Consider the following 24,412-nt stretch of genomic DNA (forward strand, 5'->3'; position numbering starts at 1 on the left):
GGATAACGTTATCCACAGAAAAAAGGTTCCTTATTTATAAGGAACCTTTTTTCTACTCTATCACGTAGAAAAAATATGTAATGAGAATGAATAATTAGGGGGAGAACTTCTAATTATTCATTCTCACTTTAAATACTTTTTGAGCGATAACCCGCTGCGCGATCTGCTTTACGAAATTCTCGTTGGTAGAGAACTTCTTGTGTACTAGATAATGCGTTTTTTGCTTTGTCACGTTTCCTTTTATCCATTACAAATCACCTCGTGTCCTAAAGTTACTATATATCGTTTCCAGAGACATGGGGTGATATACGTATATATCAAAATGTTAATGGTTAATTATTATTTCTGAAAATTTAGATTACGCTTCTTTTAAGTGATGAGAATCTTGGAACGTTGTATCTCGCATTGTAGCAAGTGTATATTGATCTTTTGGAATTTCATATAAGTTATATACTTCTTCATTCGCGTTAATTTCATCATAAACGGATTTTCTTGTTTCGTTTGCTAGATTTACATATTGTAATTTTTCTGCAGCTTTAATAGAACGAATATTTATTTTGCGAATACGCATAAAGATCGTTTCAATATCTAACTCGTAGAAAAGTTCGCTAAAAAATGAATCTTTTGCCAATTTATTGTAGCCTTTTCCGTGATAAGGTTTGCCAAGCCATGTTCCAAGGAAGCCGGCTTTTTCTTGCACATCAAATAAAGTAATTGTTCCGATAGGGTTACCCCATTCGTCTAAAATTGTGCGTGAAATTAACTCCCCACGCTCTTCAGCTTCAATCGTTTGTTTCGTTAAAAATAAATATTCTTCATAAGAATAAGCCTTTTGACGCACAAAAGGGAAGACAGCTGGATCCACCATTAACTCGTATAGAACGTGGCTGTCGTGTAAGTCGCGTTTTTTCAACATACTAACTCCTCCTCACACGAGGGTAGCATGACGAAAAAACACCCCACCCTCGAAATTTTTATATCAATCTTTAAAAAATTTCGGGGTGGGAATCGAACCCACTAGAACCAGTTTCTAACGCTGGTGGCGCACCATTTGCCTTCCCCATTCATCAATTTGAAAATGATAATCACGACACAAATTGATTATGGTTTCATTCAGTTTATAATCGTATAATACTTTATCTAGTCAAAAAAATAAACTAGTTTTTTTTATTTTTTTTGTAAATTATTTTTCCATCAATCATAGTTAGTACAGGCTTGGCTAAATAATGGAAAGGATGATGGGTCCAGAGCACAAGATCGGCGTCTTTTCCAGTCTCAATGCTTCCAATTCTATCCTCTAAACGTAAATTTCGCGCTGGAAATATAGTGATTCCTTCTAGTGCAGTTTTTTCGTCTAATCCTTCCCTTACTGCGACAGCAGCACAAACATTTAAATATTGAATGGGTGTATAGGGGTGATCTGTTGTGATGGAAACTTCCACTCCATTTTTTGATAATATATGGTAAGTATCCCATGTTTTATTTTTTAGTTCGATTTTAGAACGGCGTGTAAGCGTGGGGCCAACTGAAACCTTCAAATTGTGTTTTGAAAGCTCTTCAACAATAAAGTGTCCTTCTGTACAATGTTCAATACGTAAATCAAGATTGAACTCTGTTGCAAAGCGTAGAGCAGAACTAATATCATCTGCTCGGTGAGCGTGGATACGTACGGGTATTTCACGGCGTAATGCTTTTAAGATAGGAAGCATTCGAAAATCAGCTTCATGCCCGTAGTGCTGTGCTTCATAGAATGATTCCCGAAGTAATCCCATAATTCCCATACGCGTAATGGACTCTTTTGTGCCATTACTATGGACCTTTTTAGGATTTTCTCCAAAGGCAATCTTTAAGCCAGCAGGCTCTTGAATAATCATATGATCAATACAAGTTCCAGCTGTTTTTATTACACAAGTCGTACCACCGATAATGTTTTGACTTCCTGGCATAACGTGAACAGTTGTGATTCCATTTTGTACCGCATCTTGAAATGCAATATCAAAAGGGTGAATTCCGTCCAAAGAACGGATATGTGGTGTTGAAACTTCAGATGTTTCATTTGCGTCATTGCCAGCCCAACCAGTACCTTCATCATAGAGACCAAGATGGGTATGGACATCAATAAATCCAGGTAAGAGATGAAGAGCACGTGCGTCTATAACTGTCATATCTTGAGTAGGTTGAATGGAAGGCTTGACCTCAGCAATTTTTTCTCCTGTAACGAGTACATCCCCTTGAAATTTTTGGGATGTAATAGGATAGACAATGGCTTGTTTGAGCAATATTTTCATAGGTACCTCATTTCTGTTACTTTATAATGTTAATGTAATGTGAGGGAAAGTAACTGAAAGATTATTTGTGTAATAATGCTCCGGATGCTAGAAAATGAAAGTTTTGAACGGGCCCTCTGTAAAACTGTGTTTTAGAAGTACTACATTGTATGCGAAAGTATATTTTGTAATGCATGGTCTATTGACGGAAATGTGTATTGATACCCATGCTCAATTGCTTTACTAGGTAATACATGTTGCCCTTCTAGTACAAGTATGCTCATCTCGCCTAATAAAGCATGAAGCATGAATGAAGGGACAGGTAACCAATGAGGTTTTTTTATTATAGTTGCAATGATTTCTCCAAATTCCTTCATTCTTATAGGCTCGGGAGCTGTAATGTTAAGAGGTCCATCAATTTCTTCTTTGTGTATGATGAAATCAATCATGCAAGCGACATCATTTATATGAATCCATGATAACCATTGGTTTCCAGACCCGACTGTACCTCCGATATAAAATTGATAGGGAAGTAGCATCTTTGGAAGAGCTCCTCCGTCTGGCCCTAATACGACTCCGAATCTTGCGTAGATTGTTCGTATTCCGAGAGAACGTGCTTTAGATGCTTCTTGTTCCCATGAATATACTGTATTTGCTAAAAAGTCATTTCCAGGAGTCGCATGCTGTTCTGTAAAAGACTCAGTTTCAGACGTTCCGTAGTATCCAATTGCGCTTGCGTTAATAAATGTGTGTGGTTTTGTAGGGAGTGCCTGCAATTGTTTAATGAGTCCTTTTGTTGTTTGAATTCTACTGTTTAAAATGACTTTCTTTTGTTTCTTTGTCCATCTACTATTAATAGACTCTCCAGCTAGATTAATAACTACATCAATAGAAGAGAGGGGGAAGGTTTGTAAATCTGGTGTCCATTGTACATACTGAAGGTTAGGATCGGAAGTTTCAGCAGTTTTTTTTCGCGAGAGAATGTAAACAGTATATCCTTTTTGAATAAAAAAAGTAGAAAGGTATTTACCGATAAAGCCGGTACCACCAGAAATTGCGATTTTCACAATTATTTCCTCCTCATTATATATATTCTTGAAAAGCAAAAACGTTCCTTGACTATGTTAAAATAATAGAGAGGTGAGAGTATGGCTGTCATTACAAAAATAGAAGTGCAAAAACGATCGAAAGAACGGTTTAATATTTATATCGATAAAGGTCAAGGTGAAGAATACGGATTTAGTGTGAATGAAGTAATCTTAATAAAACACGGATTACAAAAGGGCTTAGAAATTGATGAAATAGCGTTAGGAAATATTTTGTACAATGAAGAGGTACAAAAAGCATATTTACAAGCAATTTCCTATTTATCCTATCAAATGAGAACGAAACTAGAAATAGAAGATTTTTTACGAAAAAAAGAAGTGGGACAAGCCATCATCTCTGAAGTCGTTTCGAAATTATTACATGACCGATATATTAATGATAAAGAGTATGCTATTTTATATACGAGAACACAAAGTAATGTGAATCGAAAAGGTCCAACGGTTATTAAAAGAGAGTTGTTAAATAAAGGTGTTCAGGATCTAATTATTACGCATAGTTTACAAGAATATCCGAAGGAAAAGCAAATTGAGAATGCTTTAATTCTTATAGAAAAGAAAAAGAAATCTTATCAAAAGCATTCCTTTTTACAAATGAAGCTAAAGTTAGACGAAATGCTTGTTCGTAAAGGATATTCTAGAGATGTGATTCAAATTTGTTTGGAAGAATTGAAAGACGAAAAAGATGACGAAAAGCAACAAGAAGCGTTACACTATCATGGGAATAAATATTATGAGAAATATAAGAAGTATGATGGATGGACATTTGAAAATAAGATGAAACAAGCGTTATATCGTAAAGGATTCTCTATTGATGAGATAGAGATATTTTTACAAATGAAACGCGAAGAGGGATGAGGGAACAAAATGAATATGCCAAAACGCTACAGTGAAATGACACCATATGAGCTAAGGGAAGAAATTGGGGTTTTGAAAGAGCAAGCGATAAAAGCTGAGCAACTTGGAATTGTAAATGAGTTCGATGTATTAATGCGAAAGATAGCAATGGCTCGCGCTTATATGACTGACATAAACAAATTCCATATCGGTGAGACATATGAATTAGTAGAAGAACCTGGTATATTATTTGAAATTACGTATTTCAATGGGGTATTTGCTTGGGGACATAAGCAAAATGATAATGAAGAGATTGGAATACCGATTTCTTTATTGCAAGAAAAATAAAAACCAGAGAGCGAATATCTCTCTGGTTTTCATCTTTGGTAGGCGTTACAGGAGATAGGAGATTCTAAAATTGGCGTTTTTTACATTCATTCGCCAATATAATGAGAGACTGGGTTTGTTGCGTCTGTCCGTTAACTTGCGCTTTTGCATGTTTCGGACGAGTCCACGTATGGTTAAATAATTCAGAACGACTATCTAAGCGATCACGGTAGCTCATCTTTATCACCTCGTGTAGGAAGTTAAGTTACTTTGTTACTACTCTTCCTGCTGATTTGCAGCACGCATACGTTCTTGTGGGTGCGTGTTAATTGTGCCGTTAGGTCGTTTCGAAGCGAAGCGTGATTTCGCTTTCGGTTGACCGTCGATTTTGCTGTTGTTTTTTGACTCAGACCAAAATTCGGCTTGTTTACCCATTGCGAACGCCCTCCTCATCATCAGTTGATACCTCTTGAAGAAGTATCAATTATAGAATGTGCAAAATAGAAGAAACTATCCTTTAGAAATGAAGGGATAATTAGGTAAAGGAGACTAGAACATGAATGATATTTATGAAGCATTAACGAAAGAACTATTAGACAAAAATGACAAGCTTTCTTACGCGCAAGCTCGTGCGTGGGTTGAATTACTATGGGAAGATTTTCAAACGACTTATGCGAAATCAGGTCGTTATCAAGGAGAAGAAATGACTGAACAAGTTGTGCGATCATGGATTAATAATCATGGAGGACGCCTTCATGAAATGCGTACAAATAATCCGAAATATAGCCATCTAATCAATCAAGAAGATCATTTGAAACATTAAAAAAAGCGACTGAAGTCGCTTTTTTTAATGTGGAAGTAACTCAAGTTTTTTTCGAAGTTTTTCTTCACTAAAAATCCATCCTGTATAGGAACTAATAATATTTAAATTATGATCGAGTTGAACGATCGCAACGAATGGATAATAGTCTTTACTGCGATATCGCAAATCAATGAATCGAACTTCATAATAATGATCATAATCGAAAATGTCCCAGCGATATACAGGGGAGAAAGATAAAAATGCTGAGATGTTTTCATCTTGTTTAGCTGCGTGCATAATAGCATTATCTGGGAACGGTACCCGATCGAACTTATCATAAATCATGATGTTACCGCGATGCCATCTAGCAACGTAGTAATAATCGGTTGTAACGACTGCTAAATGATAATGATAAAATCGATAAGAAGGAGAAATGATTATTTTCTCAACATTTTTGAAACGTTTTTGTACAACGCTTCTTATATTTCTATGCATCATAATCCGTCCGATGTAGTAAACGATCATTAATATATACGCAGCTAAGGCAGTATATCCTTTATGGGAACCTACGAGCATACAAGCAATTGCGAGTATATGGATAAAGAAAATGACGGTATCAAATGTATTAATGATGCCGAGCGCTACCCATTTTTTTGTGAAGGGCCGTAATGCTTGTGTACCGTAGGCATTAAAAATATCTACAAAGACATGAAGAAAGACGGCAATAAAGGACCAAAGTAGTAGATGCAAATATGGAGCGTCTGAAAAGAAGGCGAAAGAGATGCCACTTATAAGGAAAGACCAAAGAATCACTGCAGGAATGGAATGAGTAATCCCACGATGATTTCTTATATATTTAGCGTTATTACGCAATTTTAAAACTGTATCGATGTCAGGAATATTGGAGCCGGCAATTGTAGCAAGCATAACTGCTTGTGGCCCAATATCACTTTGTGCTATGGCTGGATCTAACGTGGCCAAACTGCCTAGAGTAACGCCCATAACAAGGTGAGTGGCTGTGTCCATAGAAATCCACCTCCGTTTTTTATTAATGTAACTCTTTTTATTCGATACCTCAAGTCCTTTGCCTTCTATTTCCTATGTCATCTTACTTAAATTTTTTCCTAAAATCTTTATAATAGTACTTATATGCAAAAAAATGAGGGGGACCAAGTTTGACACTTGAAATATTAAATAATTTTAACATAGAGCAGTTTCAAAATGATTTAATTGGTTGGTTTGAAAAAGAGCAACGCGACTTACCGTGGCGTAAAAATAAAGATCCATACCGTGTTTGGGTTTCGGAAATTATGTTGCAGCAAACTAGGGTAGAAGCTGTAAAACCATATTACGCAAATTTCATGGGGAAGTTTCCTACTCTAGAAGCTTTGGCAAATGCTGATGATGAAGAAGTGTTAAAAGCATGGGAAGGTTTAGGGTATTATTCTAGAGCGCGAAATTTACATGCAGCCGTAAAAGAAGTAAAAGAAGTATATGGCGGGATTGTGCCAAGTGATGTAAAGAAGATTGAGAAATTAAAGGGAGTCGGTCCTTATACAAAAGGTGCTATTTTAAGTATCGCATATGGTATACCAGAGCCGGCAGTTGACGGAAATGTTATGCGTGTATTATCTCGCATTTTATCAGTATGGGATGACATTGCAAAACCGAAAACGAGAAAAGTGTTTGAAGAGATTGTGCGTGAAATTATTTCGGCTGAAAATCCATCTTATTTTAATCAAGGTTTGATGGAATTAGGAGCACTGATTTGTATTCCTAAAAATCCAGCATGCTTACTTTGTCCTGTACGTGAGCATTGCAGGGGATATGCTGAAGGTGTTCAAAAGGAATTACCAGTAAAAAGTAAAGCGAAAGCCCCTACGATGGTACCGATTGTTGCAGGAGTACTTCAAACAGAAGATGGTCGTTACGTCATTAATAAACGTCCAAGTACCGGTTTATTAGCCAATATGTGGGAGTTTCCGAATATTGAACTTGGCGAAGGGATTCGTAATCAGAAGGAACAGCTTATAGATTATATGAAAGAAAAATTTGAGCTTTCGATTTCTATTGAAGAATACGCAATGAATGTACAACATACTTTTACACATCGCACTTGGGATATATTCGTATTTTACGGAAAAGTAACTGGTGACATTGTTGAAACAGATACATTGAAAATTGTATCGAAAGAAGCATTTGAGCAATTACCTTTCTCTAAATCGCATCGTACGATTTATGAGAGTTGTGTTGAGAAAATTACAATGCAATAAAGTGAAACTTTAATCAGTGGGGGTTTTCTTCATCCCCCACTGATTATTAGCCGTCACCAATCGGACTTTAATGGGCAGCCCGCCCCCCCACCTAACTTCTTTGCTTTCGCTGCATTTTGAGGTGGGGGTCTTACTGTCCATTAAAGCGGGATAAACAAAAAAGTGTTCCCTAGATTGGGAACACTTTTTTTAATCGTAAGAAATTTTTGTCCCATGAGTCCAACTAGCATCACCCTCTTGTAAGCCACCTCTTGATTCAATTTCTATTACAATTTCTTTGTAGATACTTTGACCTTCTGTATTTAAATACGGCAGAATCTGTTGTAATGAATGATGAAAATAAGCTAATTCATCTTCTTTCCACTCATTTTTTGAAATCATCGTTAGTTCAGTCATATCGCGTCCTATATACATATTTCCACCTCCATTTTCTATAGTTTGAATGAGTGACAAGAGATATATACGGAGATTAAAAAAAGAAAATCACGGATAGCTTCTAAGTGAATTGGTTACATTATTGGTTGTGGAGGTGAGAAAGATGAGTAAAAAACAACAAGGTTATAACAAGGCAACTTCTGGTGCTAGCATTCAAAGTACAAATGCTAGTTATGGTACAGAGTTTTCAACTGAAACAGATGTGCAAGCAGTAAAACAAGCAAACGCACAATCAGAAGCAAAGAAAGCACAAGCTTCTGGTGCACAAAGTGCAAACGCTAGTTATGGTACTGAATTTGCAACTGAAACAGACGTGCATGCTGTGAAAAAACAAAATGCACAATCAGCTGCAAAACAATCACAATCTTCTAGTTCAAATCAGTAATGAAAGAAAAACACTTCTCTAATTCGGGAGAAGTGTTTTCTTTGTGCTTTGGTCATGGTAATGAAAATAAAACGAACGACATAACTTCTAATAAGTCAACAAATGTAGTCAAAGGAGAAGGAAGTTAAAGATTAGAAATATGTAATGAGGAAATAATAACTGATAAATAAATCCAAAAGGGGGTAAGTAATGAACGATTTTGATAAGTTGGTAGGAGAGCAATTGGAAACGATGGATGAGTTGTTGAAGTTACAAGCTCACCTAGAGAAGTATCAGCAAATTGAAATGAGCGAAAAGGATACGTGCGATAAAAAGGAATTACATTTTATTCGCCAAGAAATATATAGAACAGAATTAGCACTTAAGTTATTACATGAGAAATTTGAAGAGCAAACAAATAGTGTGATTCAATCTTTTGAAACTGAAAAAATGATTTCAAATTTAGGATAAGATATATTGTTGCCTTTAGGTGAAAGGTCCTTCTGTACATGGAAATGAGGAAGGACTTTTTTTATCCCACTTTAATGGGCAGTAAGACCCCCACTGATTAAAGTTTCACTTTATTCTCCGTTCCTCGTTTGGCCCCGCTCCCTAAGAAAGACTATGGATATGGTATTCAGTGTGAAACATAGAGTCTTATTGCTTTAGTTTTAAAATTTCGACAAAAAAGTTATAATAGAAAAAAAGTGAATGCAGTTCAAAGGGCATTTGCAGTTGAAGGAAGGGAGCATATATGGGATTTCCCAAAGAAGGAGAAAAAGTACAAATACATAGTTATAAACATAATGGCTCCATTCATAGAATGTGGGAAGAGACAACGATTTTAAAAGGGACACAAAGTCTTGTGATCGGAGCAAATGATCGTACAGTAGTGACAGAATCAGATGGCCGAACATGGATTACTCGTGAACCAGCAATTTGTTATTTTCATGCAAACTACTGGTTTAATGTGATTGGAATGTTAAGGGAAGAGGGCGTATATTATTATTGTAATTTAAGCTCACCTTTTGCATATGATTCTGAAGCGTTAAAGTATATTGATTATGATTTAGATATTAAAGTGTATCCAGATATGACATATACACTTTTAGATGAAGATGAATATGAAAAACATAGTCAAATTATGCAATATCCACCTGTAATTGATACGATTTTAAAACGAAATGTAGCACAACTAACACAATGGATTCATCAAAGAAAAGGGCCATTCGCACCAGACTTTGTAGATATGTGGTATGAGAGATATTTAATGTACAGAAATTAAAACAAACCTGCAGGGGATTTCCCCGCAGGTTTGTCCTATTAGAGGGGGGATTATGTGCAAGGTATAAAAAGATATTTGCAATTTGTTAAACCATATCGATGGCTTATTGCTATTACGATTATGATTGGTCTAGTTAAATTCGGCATCCCGCTCATTATGCCGTGGTTATTAAAGTATATTATTGATGATGTTATTCAGGGCGGAGGGTCATTTCAAGATAAGACGTCCCAACTAGTAACAGCGATTGGGATTGCTTTTTTTATTTTTGCAGTGTTAAGACCGCCGATTGAATATTATCGTCAATATTTTGCGCAGCGTATCGCAAATACAATACTATATGATTTGCGAAAACATATTTTTGGCCATTTACAAAAGTTGAGTTTACGTTATTATTCGAATACAAAAACAGGGGAGATTATTTCACGTGTCATTCATGATGTAGAACAAACGAAGGATTTTGTAATTACTGGTTTGATGAATGTTTGGTTAGATACGGCAACAATTGCTATTGCTATTATTGTTATGTTTTCTATGAATATAAAATTGACATTTGTTGCGCTATTAATTTTACCTATTTATGTAGTGGCAGTGAAATATTTTTTCGGGCGTCTTCGAAAATTGACGAAAGAGCGTTCACAAGCGTTAGCAACGATGCAAGGGTATTTACATGAACGTATTCAAGGGATGCAAGTGACACGTAGCTTTGCATTAGAAGAGTATGAAGGGAAGCAATTTGAAAAAAGAAATAATGAATTTTTGACGAAAGCGTTAACGCATACGAGTTGGACGGCGAGAACATTTTCGGCAGTAAATACGTTAACAGACTTAGGGCCGCTACTCGTGATCGGTTTTGCAGCGTATGAAGTGATTCAGGGGCAGTTAACATTAGGAACTATGGTTGCCTTTGTTGGATATATGGATAGTTTGTATAGTCCACTTCGCCGCCTTGTTAATTCCTCTACGACATTAACACAGTCTTTCGCATCGATGGATCGAGTGTTTGAACTGTTGGATGAAAAATATGATATTGTGAATGTCCCAAGTGCGGTACAAACGAAAAAATTAAATGGTGAAGTGATATTTGATAATGTATCTTTTCGTTACAATTCGGATGAAAAAGAGGTATTACATAACCTTTCGTTAACTATGTTGCCAGGAGAGAAGGTAGCACTTGTAGGAGCGAGTGGGGGAGGGAAGTCATCTCTTGCTAGTTTAATCCCGCGTTTCTATGATGTCTCTTCAGGCGCAGTTTATGTAGATGGGATAGATGTTAGAAAGTATGATATGAGAAATTTACGTAGTCATATTGGAATTGTACTGCAAGATAATTTGTTATTTAGCGATACAATCGGGGCAAATATTTTATATGGGAATCCGAAAGCTACAGAGGAAGAAGTAATTGCAGCTGCCAAAGCTGCGCAAATTCATGATTTTATTATTGAGTTACCTGATGGTTATGATACTGTCGTCGGGGAACGCGGTGTGAAGTTATCTGGTGGGCAAAGGCAACGTGTAGCGATTGCACGCGTGTTTTTAAAGAATCCATCGTTACTTATATTAGATGAGGCGACTTCCGCTTTGGATTTAGAAAATGAACGATATATTCAAGAGGCGCTTCAAACGTTAGCTGCTGATCGAACGACGATCATAATTGCGCATCGATTGGCGACGATTACGCATGTGGATACGATTATTTACATTGAAGATGGTGAAATTAAAGAAACAGGTTCTCATGAAGAATTAATGAAAAAAAGAGGTTTTTATTACAATTTATATCAACTTCAACATATAACAGAAACAGCTCCTTTAGCGTAAAAGGAGCTGTTTTTTATTCGTCTTCTTTTTTATCGTCGATTTTGAGTTCTGCTTCTGGTTTATGGTATGTGTAGAAGCTATCCACAAGTAAATCTAAATGCTCTACTTCTTCACTATAGTTAATAATAGCAGAAATAAGAGGGAAGAGATGTAGCCATGTTTTATATGCTTCCTCATCATCCTTGTTTTGATATTCCATAAAAATATCAATTAATTCCTGTTTACCTGTTTCAACTTCATCAAGCATTTCAACAGATTGTTGTTTTTTTGCTTTACCAATAAATTTTAATAAAACTTGTTCATGATAATGTGTTAATGAATCAAGTTCATTCTGAATAGATTCCTGGAATTCTTCTGGCATATAGCGCAGTTCGTTTTCAGTACGATGTAATGATTTTAATGTACTTAAAGCACGACTTGTCGTCGCTAACATTTGTCTGAATAAAACAAGCTTACGAATTTTTGCGAACTTTACTTTTTTCGTATAGCTTCTTTCTTCTTTATACAGCAAATAGTAATGGTTTAGTTTGATCATTTTTTCTTTCATACGATCAATATCAGTTTTTAATGTTGTAAAATCAGAAGCTTGCCTGCTATTCATTCGAATCCATTTTACAATTTCTTCTGTATTATCAACGATGCGATGATATAACTTTGTTTCGTATTTTGGCGGCATAAACACTAAATTTACAAGTGAAGCCGCGATAATTCCAACCATAATCGTCGCAAATCGAAGTAAGGCAAAACTAAAGAAATCTTCACCTTGATACTCCATAATAGCGATAACTGTTACTAAAGCAATTGATATTGTGTTTTCTAATCGTAATTGCAATGTAAGAGCAATTACTAATATACATGTTAATCCAATAATAAAAGGATTATGTCCAAAAGCAGTAGCGAATGCGATAGCGAATACCGCACCAATGACGTTTGCTTGAATTTGTTCAAGTGCAGTTAAATACGAACGGTATACAGACGGTTGAACAGCGAAGATAGCTGAGATTCCCGCAAATACTGGACTCGGTAAGTTAAGTAAAATACAAGCAAATAAAGCTAATGTGATGGCAATACCCGTTTTTAAAATGCGAGCACCAAGTTTCATACCCTTAATAAGATCCTTTCTCTTGTCATAATGAATGTACAACATGATACTATACATTCATTACAATATGTTAGCAAGTGATATTTTAGTGACGTTAATAAGAAATTAAGATTCATTTTATACTTTTTCCTAATTCTTTTTAAACATCAATTTTTAGTAAAAAAACCTGCTGAATTTCAGCAGGTTTCAAATTGTTACTATAGATTACTATGAGAAGTGTACTTCGTCAATTTTTTTCTTGAAGATGAAAAATAGGCATATCACTCTGTTGAGATAGATGGATCAGCCTGCTCTTTTTTCGGGATGATTTCAAAAAACTGTTGCGGCATATCATCGAGTAACGGTGTCAATAAAGCAACTTCCTCGTATTGCTCATGTTCATTTAATACACGGATATAATCTAGTAATAACTCGGTCACATCTTGCACACCATTTTTACTAAGTGGTTGTAATGTAACATTTGCTCCTTTTGCGATTCTTCTTTTTAAGGCCTGTTCTGTTAAACCTAAGCTTGAATCATGGCGTAAATAAACAACACCGCCAGTCATACCAGCGCAAATCCATGGACCAGGATCCCCTAAAACAAGAGCGCGCCCATTTGTCATATATTCAAAAGCGAAACCTTTAATATTAGAGTATGCTCCTATGTTCCCTTGCTCTTTTTCACGGAGTGGCTTTATCATGCGTCCGCCAATTATCATGTCTGCTCCAGAGAGGCGAATGCCAGCGCGAGCATCAGCGTTACCTTGAACGTATAGCGCCCCTTTTTGTGCACCGTATCCAAAACCTTTTCCGACAGAACCGTTATAATATAGACCGTCTTTTCCTTTTGCTTTCGTTATATAAATACCACCACCAAAGGAGGTTTTACCAATACCATCTTGTGCGCCGCCATTTACGTGTATAAATAAGTTCTCACTATTGTAAGCACCTAATCCATTTCCAGGAATCGAGCCATTTGTATACTTTAATGTAAGTGGTTCAAGCTTCGTGTCTTCATATAATTTACTACGAACGCGATAACAAGATTCTAGACCACCCATAACGCGTTGTTCTACGCCAACGCCTACTAATTCTTTTGAATGGGGGGAATGAATTGTTTCAAATTGTTTTTCTAGTACGTGTTCTGTTTTTGTACTAGATGGATGTTCTATCGTTTGTAGTAAATTACATAAGTTTAATAAATTTTTGCCTCGAACTTGTTTTAATAAATCGGAACGCCCGACAATTTCTTGTAAATTTGTATAGCCGAGATTTCCTGTTAATCGTTTTAGTTCTTCGCCAAAAGTAGTGAATAAATGTAATAATCCAGCCACGGCGCTTTCTAATTCACGCGGGACGAAGCGGCGTAATCCGTGTTCTTTCGCTTGAGCTTCAGATTCAATCTGTGTTGCAATTCCAACGTGACAAGTATCTAGATGACATCCGCGGCAAGTTGTACAGCCGATTGCAATCATGGATAATGTACCAAATCCAATGCGGTTTGCTCCAAGGAGCATAATTTTCAAGGCATCATTCACACTTCGAATACCACCATCAGCCCAAATTTCTACCTTATGTCTCATATTTGCTTCTAATAAAGCATTGTGAGCGGCTTTCACACCAATTTCTACAGGAAGCCCTACATGTTGCAATGCGTGAATACGTGCAGCTCCTGTACCACCATCAAATCCGCTAATGTTAATAAAATCAGCACCAGCTTTTGCGATACCAACAGCAATTGTTCCAATGTTAGGGACGACAGGGACTTTTACAGCTACTTTCGCAAGCTGATTAGCCGTTTTAATTTCTGTAATCATTTGAGCTAAATCTTCAATGGAATAAATATCATGGTTGTTAGAAGGTGAAATTAAATCAGAGCCAATTGTAGCATTACGCGCTTCGGCGATTTTGGCTGTTACTTTTGAACCTGGCAAATGTCCACCTTCACCAGGCTTGGCACCTTGCCCAATTTTTATTTCAATTAAGTTTGATGAATTGAGTAGTTCGGCGTTTACGCCAAATCGTCCGGACGCGATTTGTTGTCCACGTGTATGTGGATATTTTCCAATCATATCTTTAATTTCGCCGCCTTCACCGTTCAAACTAATCATATTTAGCTGATCGGCTGCTTCTGCATATGCACGAAAGGCAATTTCATTTTGAGAACCGAATGACATGGAACTAATAATAAATGGCAAATCATGATTTTGAATACTGATGGACACTTCTTCAGCCGGAACGACATGTTTTGTTTCTTTCGTTTGAACAAGATGTCTAATTGCGATTGGGTTATTTTCTTCTAATTCACTTAATTTTTCACGGTAATCATCATAAGAGTTTCCCTTTGCAACATCGCCGATTGCTTTCCAAATTCGCGGGAATATATGAAAAGATTTTCGCATTCTAACTTTAGGATTGTTATAATCGTTAGCTCGCATTTGTGCATCTTCAGCAAGTGATTCAAGAGAAAAAGCTAAATCATTTGAACCTAAGAAATTTGTAATTTGCAATATATTTGCGATTTCTTCATGTAACCCGATAGAAGAATAGAGGCGACCGTAACCACGCAATTCATGAATTCCAATTGTTGAAATGACTTTTTCCAGTCCTTTATTAAGTGCATGATATAAATTCGTAATTGGTGTTTTTGTCCCATCATTTACGGTTGCAAATAGTAAATATGGATTGATACTATCTGCTCCTAATCCATACAGTGTGACGATATCGTGTAAGGAGCGAAGGGCACCAGAACGTATAACGAGAGAGCAGTTTCGGCGTAATTTATTTTCGCTTAATACTTGATGTACTTTCGCGGTAACTAAATGCGGATCAATCCATAATCGTCCATTTAGGTGAGCATCAGCATCGTCTATTAATAATAGGGAAGCTCCATCGTTCACGGCTGTTATCGCTTCAGAACTAATTCGACTTAAGGCACATTGTAAAGTTTCTGCCTGACTGAATGTAGCAGAGATTGTAGCGATAGAGCTATGAGTATTGAATAGTTGTATAAGTTGCTCGTACGTAATTGTGTGTAATTCTTCTACAATAGATTGTGCTACACTTCCTTCTAAAATGATTGGGGAAAGCATCTCAACTACAAATGGCTGTTTAGCACCAGCCAATAAACTTGGACGTTTGCCAAGTATCGTTCGTGTGGAGAAGTGTTCAACTTCTCGATCGCGATCGATTGCTGGATTTGTAACGACAGCTACACTTTCCTTAATGAAGTCAGCGATATTTCGTCTATCAGTATCGAGTGCAGCGAGTGGTGAGTCATGCCCAAGTGAGCGAATTGGCTCAACGCCTTTTGTTGCCATCTGTTCAAGAAGCTGAATATGTTCACGATCCCATCCGAAAGCAACGTATTGTTTTGTTTCAACTTGCATAGAATCACATAATCCTTGGATTTCTTTCGTTTCAGGAGTAGATAAGTTTAAATGATAATCTTTAGTATCCACTCGTTTTTTAAAACGGTCATATACTTGAGCTTGGTATTTGTCATATTCATAAAGAACAAGCTCATCTTGTTCATTCCACTTTAGTCCGACTTTTTCCCCTGGAGCGAGTGGTTTTGGTTCTGCTACATATTCAGTTGGTGATACAACTCCAGGTTCAGAAGAGAAAATATAAGAGCTTTCTGTCTCTACTTTCCATACTGGTCGTAGCCCAAGGGAATCCACGCTGAAAACAGCTTCATCTTTATAACGTGAAATAATGCCAGCTGGACCTTGTGCAAAATGGCCCCATGCTTCACGTATATACGTATATAAATCTTGTAAATGTGGTTCATAAAGTTTAATTTCATTAATAATTGGCGGGAATAGTATATCCATTGCTTCAAATAAACTGTAGTTGTATTGAACAAGTAGAGTTTCTAAGGTGCGGTTTAAATCTTGGGAGTCACTGCCCCCAGCAGTAAGTGGAACGTGAATCATTTCAGCTTGATCGCGTAATTTTGCAATTGTGTTAATTTCACCATTATGTCCGAGGATACTAAATGGTTGTACACGAAAGAAGTTAGATAATGTATTAGTAGAATAGCGATTGTGTCCTAGTGTCATAGTTGAAGCAATAAGTGGGTGTTGTAAATCATTGTAATAGGCAACAAGTGTATCACCAGCACCGAGAACTTTATATACAACGTGATCACGACTTAAGGAAGCAACATGAATCGCTTCATTTTCTTCTATTTTTATCGTTACTGTAAATAATGTTTGCTCAATATTTGTAACTTCATTTTCTGCGATAAGAGCAACTTGCCAAAATAAAGGTTCTTCTTGTTTACCAAGTGGACCGAGTGCATCGGAGTTTATTACATCATCACTTTCGAAAAGAATTGCAAAGTTTTCGTTGTTTAGTTGTGTACGAATATGATTTTTTAAATTAACTATATTTTCGTTTTTGTTTAGAAAAAAATGTCCAACGATAAAGTGGGGATGATCCACGATCGTTGGATTATATCCGCTACTTTTTAATTTTTCATTCCAAAGTGCTTTTGGTACATCAATGTGAATACCGATTCCATCACCTTCGCCATTAATGAAACCAGCTCTATGATTCATTTTGACGAGCGATTGTATGCAAAGGTCAATATTTTCTTTTGTAGGAATTTTTCGTTTCTCCATAACGGAAACGATTCCACACGCATCGTGTTCTGCATTTTTGTAATCTCGAAATAAAGACGGTGTCCATGTGTTTGTTTTATTGAGCATCCGTCAATCCCCCCTCTTATGAAAGTTTGAATAATCTTACTATTCGAGGCGTGAGCAGCCTTGTATACAAAGATAGTAAGGATATAAAATAAAATTAAACAGATAATTATGAATAATTATACTATTAATAAGGGATTTATGAAATAGAAAAAAGGAAAAAAGAAAGGTGTGCTTTCTTTTTTCCTTTTAATGACGGGATTATTTATTGTTTGCTAAAGCGGCAAATGCTCTACCTACAGCTTCAATTGTATATTCAATATCTTCTTTTGTATGTTCTGTCGTTAAGAACCATGCCTCGTATTTAGAAGGTGCTAAGTTAATTCCTTCTTGCAGCATAAGTTTGAAGAATTTACCGAACATTTCTCCGTCTGTATCTTGTGCTGCATCGTAATCTTCAATTGTATTTGTTGTGAAGTATACAGTTAAAGCGCCTTTTAGGCGGTTTAATGTAATATCGATATTATGTTTTTCAGCCTGTTCTAAAATTCCTTTTTCAAGCATTGCACCAAGTTCATCTAATTTTTCATAAAGCCCTTCTTGTTGAAGAACTTCTAGACAAGCAATACCAGATGCCATAGAAGCAGGATTTCCTGCCATTGTACCAGCTTGATATGCAGGTCCAAGAGGGGCAACTTGTTCCATAATTTCTTTCTTACCACCGTAAGCACCGATTGGAAGTCCGCCGCCAATAACTTTACCAAGCGCTGTTAAGTCTGGTGTTACGCCAAGTAAGTCTTGAGCACCACCGTACATGAAGCGGAAAGCAGTAATAACTTCATCATAAATTACTAGTGCACCAGCTTCGTGAACAAGTTCATTCACTTTCTCAAGGAAGCCAGTTTTTGGTTCTACAATACCGAAGTTTCCAACGATTGGTTCTACAAGAATAGCTGCTACTTCATGTCCCCATTTATCTAATGCTTCTTTTAAAGTTTCTACATTATTAAATGGAACGGTAATAACTTCTTGAGCGATACTTTGTGGTACACCCGCTGAGTCAGGAGTTCCTAGTGTAGAAGGACCAGATCCAGCTGCTACAAGTACTAAATCAGAATGACCGTGGTAACAACCAGCGAATTTCATAATTTTTGTGCGGCCTGTGTAAGCGCGAGCGACACGAATTGTTGTCATTACAGCTTCAGTACCAGAGTTTACGAAGCGGACTTTATCTAATGCAGGCATTGCTTCTTTTAACATTTTTGCAAATTTTACTTCTAGCGCTGTTGGAGTTCCGTAAAGTACACCATTTTCAGCAGCTGTTGTAATTGCTTTTGTAATGTGCGGGTGAGCATGTCCAGTAATAATAGGACCGTATGCTGCTAAATAATCGATATATTTATTTCCGTCTACATCCCAGAAATAAGCACCTTTTCCACGTTCCATAGCAACAGGAGCGCCGCCACCAACTGCTTTAAAAGAACGAGAAGGACTATTAACACCGCCAACGATATGTTCTAAAGCTTCTTTATGTAATGCTTCTGATTTTGTGAATTTCACTACCATTCATCTCCTTACAACAATCTATGTATTATTCTAACATGTTTTTCGAAAAGACGTATTGTTTGTGATAGAGAAGGCAGTTGGGTAAACTATTCGTTGTGACATTTAGGAAGGGGGTCCGGTTATGAAATCGGTAATTGAGGTACAAGGGTTACGTAAAGAATTTACAGCCTATTCAAGTCGTCCAGGTTTAAAGGGTGCATTTCGCGATTTATTGAATCGTAATTATAAAATAGTACCAGCAGTAAATGATGTATCTTTTACTGTGAAACAAGGTGAAATGGTTGGATATATCGGTGAGAATGGTGCTGGTAAATCAACGACAATTAAAATGCTTACGGGGATTTTGACTCCGACATCAGGAGACATTTTAGTAAACGGGATGAACCCGCATAAGCAGAGGGAAGAATTTGTAAGAACGATTGGTGTTGTTTTCGGGCAACGCTCACAGCTTTGGTGGGATATTGCGGTACAAGAATCGTTTCGTTTATTAAAAAAAGTGTACGGTGTATCAGACGCTCAGTATAAAGAACATATGGAGCACGTGATCGAAACGTTAGATATTGGTCCTTTATTAGATAAGCCAGTTCGAAAGCTATCTTTAGGTCAAAGAATGCGTTGTGAATTAGCGGCAGCATTAATTCATAATCCGCCGTTATTATTTTTAGATGAACCAACAATTGGGTTAGATGTACTTGTGAAATTGAAAATACGTGAATTTTTAAAAGAAATGAATGAACGTTATAAAACAACGATTTTATTAACAACTCATGATATTACTGATATTGAAGCTTTATGTGAGCGCGTTATCATGCTGGATGAAGGCAATATTATGTATGACGGTTCTTTAAATAATCTTCGTACGCAGTGGGGAGCAGAGAAAGAAATACATTTTCAGTTTGTCGCACCAGTTTCCTATCAGGCTTTATCAATGGTTATGCCAGATAGTCATGTCGTTTGGTCGAAAGCGAAAGAGGAAAACGCGTGGATTGCCAAAATCCCGAATGAAGAAGTTATTATTTCAATGCTTATTTCTAAAGTGGTACAAGCCTTTCAAATTAAAGATTTAAAAATTAATGAAGTGTCTACAGAGGAAATTATTCGTAACATTTATGAAGAAGGTATTAAACATGGGTAAGTACATTGAAATGATTCGAATTCGCTTTTTAATGATGCTTGCGTATCGTACAAACTACTATAGCGGGATTTTAATTTATACAATTAATATCGGCGCATATTATTTTTTGTGGCAAGCAATTTATAGCGGAAAAGAGAATATTGAAAGTTTATCTATTTCGCAAATGACTACGTATATCGCAATTGCGTGGATGGCACGTGCTTTTTATTTTAATAATATAGACAGGGAAATTGCGATGGAGATTCAAGAAGGACGTGTAGCGGTAGAACTGATACGTCCATATAACTATTTAGGGATGAAAGTGATGCAAGGTCTTGGTGAAGGAATATTTCGCTTTGCCTTCTTTTCAATTCCGGGTATGGTCATCGTTACCTTATTATTTTCATTGCAAATTACAACGAACTTTCAAACGTGGTTATATTTCTTCTTATCTTTAATATTTAGTTTTATTATTAATACACAAATTAATTTAATGACGGGAATGCTCACATTCTTCTTATTTAATAATAGCGGAATTATGTATGCAAAACGTGTTGTTATTGATTTGTTTTCAGGTCTATTATTACCAATTAGTTTTTATCCGTTATGGGCCCAAAAGGCAATGATGTTTTTACCGTTTCAGGCTATTAGTTATATTCCGAGTATGATTTTCTCAGAAGGTATACAAGGAAGTAAATTGTATGAGGCATTATTATTCCAAGTAATTTGGGCCATTGTACTTATTATTCCGATTGTACTCATGTGGAGAACGGCGAGAAAACGTCTAATTGTACAAGGGGGATGATGAGATGATATATATAAAACTATTTTTGCAATATGCAAGTCAATATATAAAAACAAAATTGGAGTATCGGGGCGATTTTATCGTTGGGTTACTTTCTGATTTATCACTACAGGCTGTTAATTTAATCTTTATTCTTGTTGTGTTTGGACATACGCAAGCATTAAAAGGTTGGAGTAGAGAAGAAGTCATCTTTATTTATGGTTTCTTTTTAGTGCCGTTTGCCATTTTCTCAGCTTTCTTTAACATATGGGACTTTAATGATCGTTACATTATTAAAGGAGAAATGGATCGCATATTAACGAGACCGATTCATAGTTTATTTCAAATTATATTAGAGAGAATGGAGCTTGAATCTTTAATTGGAGCGATTACGGGAATGATTGTAATGGGCTACGCAGCAGTGGAGTTGCAATTATCTTTTTACTGGTACGATATCTTCTTATTCTTGTTGATGGTAGGAGGGGGCGCACTTGTATACGGAGGGATATTTGTTACGCTTGCAAGCCTTGGTTTTTGGTCGGACGCGAAAAGTTCGATTATGCCGCTAATGTATAACATAGGGAATTATGGCCGCTATCCTGTTAATATTTATAACCGTGTGATTCGCTTTATTTTAACGTTTGTCCTACCATTTGCGTTTGTCGGAGTGTATCCAGCAGCGTACTTTTTAAGGAAAACAGAGTGGAATAGCTATGCATTTGCAACACCGCTCGTTGGTGTTATCTGTTTTACGATTGCAATTACTCTTTGGAATCAAGGGGTAAAAAGGTACCGTGGTGCAGGGAATTAATTATAAAAGCTTGTTCGTTTCTAAGGGATAAATCTAATGGCTGTCTCATACATATAAAATGAGGTGGAGGACATGTTATGGGGATTTATTCTATTAATTGCAGCAATTGCTATTTTGAGGAGTGTCCAATTATTATGGAGTTCCTATTCGGATTCAACGCGTTTTTTTTCGCTGTATAATTTAGCTACATTATTTTTGATTTATACAACAGTATTGATTGCATTTGGATTAAGTTACGTTGTATTAGAGGAAATGGGTTTTGCAGTTTTGAAAGAGGATGGAGAAAGCTTAAACGCTCACTCTTTTCAACTGGTTGAAATTTGTTTGTATTTTAGCGCAGTTACTTTATTGTCTGTTGGATATGGTGACATATCTCCGATTGGAATTGGGCGGTGGATTGCGATTGGAGAAGCGCTAATTGGATATACATTACCGTTTGCTTTTGTAATGAGGTCTGTAATAGACAATGAAAAATAAGGAAGCATTTGTTATAGTAAAAGAAAAGAGTAGGAGTGATAACAATGATCACAGTAGGAGAAATGGCTCCAGAATTTACATTAGAGGGAAGTAACGGGGAACAAGTTCGCTTAGCTGATTTTCGTGGTAAAAATGTAGTTCTATATTTTTATCCGAAAGATATGACTCCAGGGTGTACAACTGAAGCATGTGATTTTCGAGATGCATATGGATTATTTCAAGAGAAGGACACAGTTATTCTTGGTGTAAGCCCTGATTCAGCGAACAGACATCTGAAGTTCATTGAGAAGCATGAACTTCCATTTGTACTTTTAGTAGATGAAGATCATAAGGTAGCGGAATTGTATGATGTTTGGAAGTTGAAAAAGAACTTTGGGAAAGAGTACATGGGAATTGAGCGCTCTACGTTCCTTATTAATAAAGACGGTGAGCTTGTAAAAGAGTGGCGTAAAGTGAAAGTGAAGGGACATATTGAAGATGTTCTTTCTTATATAAAGTAAATCCATTGTGGAGATAAAATATATAGAAGTAAGGCGAGTGTCTATACATATTTTATTGTCTTACATAAAGTGAAGTGTAGGGCATACCTCCTCAGATGATAGTATTCCAAGTGCGATTATATCGCACTTTTTTTCTATTGTAAATGCATAAAAAATAGGGAAAGATACATAAGAATAAGGCTATATACAAAAATAAACCACATACTTATAGTAGAAATATTGACGATTTATAAGAAAAGGAGTACACTCTTTATAAGAATTATAAAATAATAATCCGTATAGAATCGGGGTGCATGACGGTGGTCAAAGAAGAATTAAAAGAAGCGCTAGAAATGCTGAAAAATACGGGTGTACGCATTACTCCACAGCGTCATGCTATTTTAGAGTACCTTGTGGAATCTATGACGCACCCAACAGCGGATGAAATTTATAAAGCATTAGAAGGTAAGTTTCCAAATATGAGTGTTGCAACTGTCTATAATAACTTGCGTGTATTTAAAGAGGTTGGACTTGTAAAGGAATTAACTTATGGAGACGCTTCAAGTAGATTTGATTATGTTACAAGTCAACATTATCATGTGATTTGTGAAAAATGTGGTAAGATTGTTGATTTTCCTTATGGAGGTTTGGAACAGCTTGAAGAGGAAGCTGCGAAAACGACAGGCTTCGTTATTAATAGTCATCGCTTAGAAATTTATGGCGTTTGTCCAGAGTGTCATAAGGCGTAATATATAATAAAGAAAGAGGCTGACGGCTTTACGTCAACCTCTTTCTTTATTATATATGGGAATTACGTTAGGTTCAGAATGATTTAAAATGTTCAGTGGAGGATTTAATTAAGGATAAATACAAAAGGTGATTTCTTGGTTAAGAAATCACCTTTTCATGTTTATTTTTGTAAGGATGCATTGTCTCCGTATATACTTATGACTTATAGCTCTTCTTATTATATTTTTCATCAAATTCTTTTCCTTCTAGATTTCGATCCATTGTTAAAGGTTGGTTGCAATGCATACATGCGTCGACACGACCGAGCATTTTTGTAGGTTTATCGCAGCTTGGACAAATAATTTGTACAGTTTTAGTAGATAACATACCAATCCAAAAGTAAACGACAGTACTAGCGATAACAGCTAAAAAGCCAACCATCATAAATGTTGTCATAATAATAATGTTCTCACGAAAAAAGACTCCTAAGTATGCAATAAAGAGACCGATAAATACTAAACTTAATGCAAAGGTCCGGATTTTATTGATTTTGTTCGAATATTTAATGCCCATTCTCACCACGCTCCTATAATAATAATATAACATAAAATTTAGAATTTTCACTCGTCTAAAAATGCGATAGAGTGATAAGATATGAAATGTGGAGTAGGATGAAGGGAAGCTATAATGGCTTTTGGAACATGATTTTAAAGTTTTAACGGGATGTGAAATTTTTTTATGAAAAGTATTGACCCTTTATGTACTGCATGATATATTAATAACCGTCGCTGATGCAGAAACGCAGAAAACGACAAAAAGAAATTAAAAAACTTAGTTGACATCAAAAAACGAAAATGTTAACATAAGGAAGTCGCAAATGAGCGACCAAGTAGTTCTTTGAAAACTGAACGAAACAAACAACGTGAAACGTCAATTTTTATTTTAGATGCTAGACAAACTAACTTTATTGGAGAGTTTGATCCTGGCTCAGGATGAACGCTGGCGGCGTGCCTAATACATGCAAGTCGAGCGAATGGATTAAGAGCTTGCTCTTATGAAGTTAGCGGCGGACGGGTGAGTAACACGTGGGTAACCTGCCCATAAGACTGGGATAACTCCGGGAAACCGGGGCTAATACCGGATAACATTTTGAACCGCATGGTTCGAAATTGAAAGGCGGCTTCGGCTGTCACTTATGGATGGACCCG

At 36.4% G+C, this 24,412-nt stretch carries 26 protein-coding genes and 1 rRNA gene; 15 read left to right on the forward strand and 12 right to left on the reverse strand.

Annotated elements, in window-relative coordinates; genetic code table 11:
- Window positions 1-128: 128 nt before the first annotated feature.
- The 4 genes from MR083_RS09455 to MR083_RS09470 form a co-directional block, all read right to left on the reverse strand.
- The gene (locus tag MR083_RS09455; protein WP_033694437.1) at window positions 129-248 is read right to left on the reverse strand and encodes a YfhE family protein; all 120 of its coding nucleotides are present in this window, start codon (window positions 246-248) and stop codon (window positions 129-131) included.
- Between the two features lie 110 nt (window positions 249-358).
- Entirely contained in the window at window positions 359-916 is a 558-nt protein-coding gene (locus tag MR083_RS09460; RefSeq protein WP_000914741.1) for a GNAT family N-acetyltransferase, read from the reverse strand.
- A 241-nt stretch (window positions 917-1,157) separates the two neighbouring features.
- Window positions 1,158-2,288, reverse strand: coding sequence for an amidohydrolase (locus MR083_RS09465; protein WP_000698310.1), 1,131 nt, complete (start codon window positions 2,286-2,288; stop codon window positions 1,158-1,160).
- Between the two features lie 140 nt (window positions 2,289-2,428).
- Window positions 2,429-3,334 carry a TIGR01777 family oxidoreductase gene (locus tag MR083_RS09470; protein WP_000684391.1) on the reverse strand — a complete coding sequence of 302 codons (906 nt, stop codon included), beginning with the start codon at window positions 3,332-3,334 and terminating at the stop codon, window positions 2,429-2,431.
- A gap of 81 nt (window positions 3,335-3,415) precedes the next feature.
- Between MR083_RS09470 and recX the strand changes: the two genes are divergently transcribed.
- Window positions 3,416-4,228, forward strand: a complete 813-nt coding sequence (recX, locus tag MR083_RS09475) for a recombination regulator RecX (RefSeq protein ID WP_000268520.1) — start codon at window positions 3,416-3,418, stop codon at window positions 4,226-4,228.
- A gap of 9 nt (window positions 4,229-4,237) precedes the next feature.
- Window positions 4,238-4,555, forward strand: a complete 318-nt coding sequence (locus MR083_RS09480; RefSeq protein ID WP_001057035.1) for a YfhH family protein — start codon at window positions 4,238-4,240, stop codon at window positions 4,553-4,555.
- Window positions 4,556-4,619: 64 nt separating this feature from the next.
- Here MR083_RS09480 and MR083_RS09485 read toward each other — a convergent pair whose 3' ends face one another.
- Both MR083_RS09485 and MR083_RS09490 read right to left on the reverse strand, forming a co-directional pair.
- Window positions 4,620-4,772 (reverse strand): YpzG family protein, encoded by a 153-nt coding sequence (locus MR083_RS09485; RefSeq protein ID WP_000122093.1) that lies wholly within the window; start codon window positions 4,770-4,772, stop codon window positions 4,620-4,622.
- 38 nt (window positions 4,773-4,810) lie between these two features.
- Window positions 4,811-4,969, reverse strand: a complete 159-nt coding sequence (locus MR083_RS09490) for a small, acid-soluble spore protein K (protein WP_000517891.1) — start codon at window positions 4,967-4,969, stop codon at window positions 4,811-4,813.
- Window positions 4,970-5,090: 121 nt separating this feature from the next.
- Between MR083_RS09490 and MR083_RS09495 the strand changes: the two genes are divergently transcribed.
- On the forward strand, window positions 5,091-5,357 hold the full coding sequence (locus tag MR083_RS09495) for a YfhJ family protein (protein ID WP_000998157.1): 267 nt from the start codon (window positions 5,091-5,093) through the stop codon (window positions 5,355-5,357).
- A gap of 24 nt (window positions 5,358-5,381) precedes the next feature.
- Here the strand turns inward: MR083_RS09495 and MR083_RS09500 are convergent, their stop codons facing one another.
- Window positions 5,382-6,362 (reverse strand): metal-dependent hydrolase, encoded by a 981-nt coding sequence (locus MR083_RS09500; protein WP_000379130.1) that lies wholly within the window; start codon window positions 6,360-6,362, stop codon window positions 5,382-5,384.
- A 149-nt stretch (window positions 6,363-6,511) separates the two neighbouring features.
- Between MR083_RS09500 and mutY the strand changes: the two genes are divergently transcribed.
- A complete protein-coding gene (gene mutY, locus MR083_RS09505; RefSeq protein ID WP_000171402.1) occupies window positions 6,512-7,609 on the forward strand; it encodes an A/G-specific adenine glycosylase in 1,098 nt (365 codons plus the stop codon).
- Between the two features lie 189 nt (window positions 7,610-7,798).
- On the opposite strand, the gene MR083_RS09510 is transcribed toward mutY, so the two are convergent.
- Window positions 7,799-8,023, reverse strand: a complete 225-nt coding sequence (locus tag MR083_RS09510; protein WP_000275435.1) for a hypothetical protein — start codon at window positions 8,021-8,023, stop codon at window positions 7,799-7,801.
- Window positions 8,024-8,147: 124 nt separating this feature from the next.
- Here MR083_RS09510 and MR083_RS09515 point away from each other — a divergent pair, with 124 nt between their 5' ends.
- The 4 genes from MR083_RS09515 (at window position 8,148) to MR083_RS09530 (ending at window position 11,508) form a co-directional block, all read left to right on the forward strand.
- Entirely contained in the window at window positions 8,148-8,429 is a 282-nt protein-coding gene (locus MR083_RS09515) for a gamma-type small acid-soluble spore protein (RefSeq protein ID WP_000039045.1), read from the forward strand.
- Window positions 8,430-8,618: 189 nt separating this feature from the next.
- Window positions 8,619-8,879, forward strand: coding sequence for a YgaB family protein (locus MR083_RS09520; RefSeq protein ID WP_000997582.1), 261 nt, complete (start codon window positions 8,619-8,621; stop codon window positions 8,877-8,879).
- 283 nt (window positions 8,880-9,162) lie between these two features.
- Window positions 9,163-9,693, forward strand: coding sequence for a nucleoside tri-diphosphate phosphatase (ntdP, locus tag MR083_RS09525; protein WP_000506628.1), 531 nt, complete (start codon window positions 9,163-9,165; stop codon window positions 9,691-9,693).
- Between the two features lie 54 nt (window positions 9,694-9,747).
- Window positions 9,748-11,508: an ABC transporter ATP-binding protein gene (locus tag MR083_RS09530; RefSeq protein ID WP_001161622.1), complete on the forward strand. Its 1,761-nt coding sequence runs from the start codon at window positions 9,748-9,750 to the stop codon at window positions 11,506-11,508.
- A 13-nt stretch (window positions 11,509-11,521) separates the two neighbouring features.
- On the opposite strand, the gene MR083_RS09535 is transcribed toward MR083_RS09530, so the two are convergent.
- The 3 genes from MR083_RS09535 to hemL form a co-directional block, all read right to left on the reverse strand.
- The gene (locus tag MR083_RS09535; RefSeq protein ID WP_000765784.1) at window positions 11,522-12,610 is read right to left on the reverse strand and encodes an aromatic acid exporter family protein; all 1,089 of its coding nucleotides are present in this window, start codon (window positions 12,608-12,610) and stop codon (window positions 11,522-11,524) included.
- 260 nt (window positions 12,611-12,870) lie between these two features.
- Window positions 12,871-17,307 (reverse strand): glutamate synthase-related protein, encoded by a 4,437-nt coding sequence (locus tag MR083_RS09540; RefSeq protein ID WP_100634462.1) that lies wholly within the window; start codon window positions 17,305-17,307, stop codon window positions 12,871-12,873.
- Window positions 17,308-17,505: 198 nt separating this feature from the next.
- Window positions 17,506-18,810, reverse strand: coding sequence for a glutamate-1-semialdehyde-2,1-aminomutase (hemL, locus tag MR083_RS09545; protein WP_011039977.1), 1,305 nt, complete (start codon window positions 18,808-18,810; stop codon window positions 17,506-17,508).
- Between the two features lie 121 nt (window positions 18,811-18,931).
- Between hemL and MR083_RS09550 the strand changes: the two genes are divergently transcribed.
- From MR083_RS09550 to perR, 6 genes are all read left to right on the forward strand, one after another.
- Complete coding sequence (locus tag MR083_RS09550; RefSeq protein ID WP_000843645.1) at window positions 18,932-19,945, forward strand: ABC transporter ATP-binding protein; 1,014 nt, start codon at window positions 18,932-18,934, stop codon at window positions 19,943-19,945.
- Complete coding sequence (locus tag MR083_RS09555; RefSeq protein WP_000521517.1) at window positions 19,938-20,729, forward strand: ABC transporter permease; 792 nt, start codon at window positions 19,938-19,940, stop codon at window positions 20,727-20,729. The genes MR083_RS09550 and MR083_RS09555 overlap by 8 nt, the downstream gene beginning before the upstream one ends.
- Window positions 20,730-20,733: 4 nt before the next feature.
- Window positions 20,734-21,519, forward strand: a complete 786-nt coding sequence (locus MR083_RS09560; protein ID WP_000639354.1) for an ABC transporter permease — start codon at window positions 20,734-20,736, stop codon at window positions 21,517-21,519.
- Between the two features lie 72 nt (window positions 21,520-21,591).
- A complete protein-coding gene (locus MR083_RS09565) occupies window positions 21,592-21,996 on the forward strand; it encodes a potassium channel family protein (RefSeq protein WP_000964350.1) in 405 nt (134 codons plus the stop codon).
- A 44-nt stretch (window positions 21,997-22,040) separates the two neighbouring features.
- Window positions 22,041-22,496, forward strand: a complete 456-nt coding sequence (gene bcp / locus MR083_RS09570) for a thioredoxin-dependent thiol peroxidase (protein WP_000633720.1) — start codon at window positions 22,041-22,043, stop codon at window positions 22,494-22,496.
- Window positions 22,497-22,795: 299 nt separating this feature from the next.
- Window positions 22,796-23,224, forward strand: coding sequence for a peroxide-responsive transcriptional repressor PerR (gene perR / locus MR083_RS09575; protein ID WP_000237834.1), 429 nt, complete (start codon window positions 22,796-22,798; stop codon window positions 23,222-23,224).
- A gap of 196 nt (window positions 23,225-23,420) precedes the next feature.
- On the opposite strand, the gene MR083_RS09580 is transcribed toward perR, so the two are convergent.
- Window positions 23,421-23,777 carry a YgzB family protein gene (locus tag MR083_RS09580; RefSeq protein WP_000511742.1) on the reverse strand — a complete coding sequence of 119 codons (357 nt, stop codon included), beginning with the start codon at window positions 23,775-23,777 and terminating at the stop codon, window positions 23,421-23,423.
- A gap of 391 nt (window positions 23,778-24,168) precedes the next feature.
- On the opposite strand from MR083_RS09580, the gene MR083_RS09585 reads away from it, so the two are divergent.
- Window positions 24,169-24,412: ribosomal RNA gene (locus MR083_RS09585) — 16S ribosomal RNA — on the forward strand; the annotation flags it as partial.

The sequence above is a fragment of the Bacillus cereus group sp. BfR-BA-01408 genome, assembly GCF_022663305.1.
Classification (GTDB): domain Bacteria; phylum Bacillota; class Bacilli; order Bacillales; family Bacillaceae_G; genus Bacillus_A; species Bacillus_A pacificus.

Excerpts from the sequence above, each read along its gene's own strand:
- MR083_RS09495 (WP_000998157.1), top strand. The coding sequence starts at position 5,091 with ATGAATGATATTTATGAAGCATTAACGAAAGAACTATTAGACAAAAAT.
- MR083_RS09500 (WP_000379130.1), bottom strand. The coding sequence starts at position 6,362 with ATGGACACAGCCACTCACCTTGTTATGGGCGTTACTCTAGGCAGTTTG.
- MR083_RS09520 (WP_000997582.1), top strand. The coding sequence starts at position 8,619 with ATGAACGATTTTGATAAGTTGGTAGGAGAGCAATTGGAAACGATGGAT.
- MR083_RS09535 (WP_000765784.1), bottom strand. The coding sequence starts at position 12,610 with ATGAAACTTGGTGCTCGCATTTTAAAAACGGGTATTGCCATCACATTA.
- ntdP (WP_000506628.1), top strand. The coding sequence starts at position 9,163 with ATGGGATTTCCCAAAGAAGGAGAAAAAGTACAAATACATAGTTATAAA.
- MR083_RS09510 (WP_000275435.1), bottom strand. The coding sequence starts at position 8,023 with ATGTATATAGGACGCGATATGACTGAACTAACGATGATTTCAAAAAAT.
- MR083_RS09485 (WP_000122093.1), bottom strand. The coding sequence starts at position 4,772 with ATGAGCTACCGTGATCGCTTAGATAGTCGTTCTGAATTATTTAACCAT.
- MR083_RS09465 (WP_000698310.1), bottom strand. The coding sequence starts at position 2,288 with ATGAAAATATTGCTCAAACAAGCCATTGTCTATCCTATTACATCCCAA.
- MR083_RS09560 (WP_000639354.1), top strand. The coding sequence starts at position 20,734 with ATGATATATATAAAACTATTTTTGCAATATGCAAGTCAATATATAAAA.
- recX (WP_000268520.1), top strand. The coding sequence starts at position 3,416 with ATGGCTGTCATTACAAAAATAGAAGTGCAAAAACGATCGAAAGAACGG.
- MR083_RS09550 (WP_000843645.1), top strand. The coding sequence starts at position 18,932 with ATGAAATCGGTAATTGAGGTACAAGGGTTACGTAAAGAATTTACAGCC.
- MR083_RS09455 (WP_033694437.1), bottom strand. The coding sequence starts at position 248 with ATGGATAAAAGGAAACGTGACAAAGCAAAAAACGCATTATCTAGTACA.
- MR083_RS09555 (WP_000521517.1), top strand. The coding sequence starts at position 19,938 with ATGGGTAAGTACATTGAAATGATTCGAATTCGCTTTTTAATGATGCTT.
- MR083_RS09565 (WP_000964350.1), top strand. The coding sequence starts at position 21,592 with ATGTTATGGGGATTTATTCTATTAATTGCAGCAATTGCTATTTTGAGG.
- hemL (WP_011039977.1), bottom strand. The coding sequence starts at position 18,810 with ATGGTAGTGAAATTCACAAAATCAGAAGCATTACATAAAGAAGCTTTA.
- bcp (WP_000633720.1), top strand. The coding sequence starts at position 22,041 with ATGATCACAGTAGGAGAAATGGCTCCAGAATTTACATTAGAGGGAAGT.
- MR083_RS09580 (WP_000511742.1), bottom strand. The coding sequence starts at position 23,777 with ATGGGCATTAAATATTCGAACAAAATCAATAAAATCCGGACCTTTGCA.
- MR083_RS09515 (WP_000039045.1), top strand. The coding sequence starts at position 8,148 with ATGAGTAAAAAACAACAAGGTTATAACAAGGCAACTTCTGGTGCTAGC.
- MR083_RS09490 (WP_000517891.1), bottom strand. The coding sequence starts at position 4,969 with ATGGGTAAACAAGCCGAATTTTGGTCTGAGTCAAAAAACAACAGCAAA.
- MR083_RS09460 (WP_000914741.1), bottom strand. The coding sequence starts at position 916 with ATGTTGAAAAAACGCGACTTACACGACAGCCACGTTCTATACGAGTTA.
- MR083_RS09480 (WP_001057035.1), top strand. The coding sequence starts at position 4,238 with ATGAATATGCCAAAACGCTACAGTGAAATGACACCATATGAGCTAAGG.
- MR083_RS09540 (WP_100634462.1), bottom strand. The coding sequence starts at position 17,307 with ATGCTCAATAAAACAAACACATGGACACCGTCTTTATTTCGAGATTAC.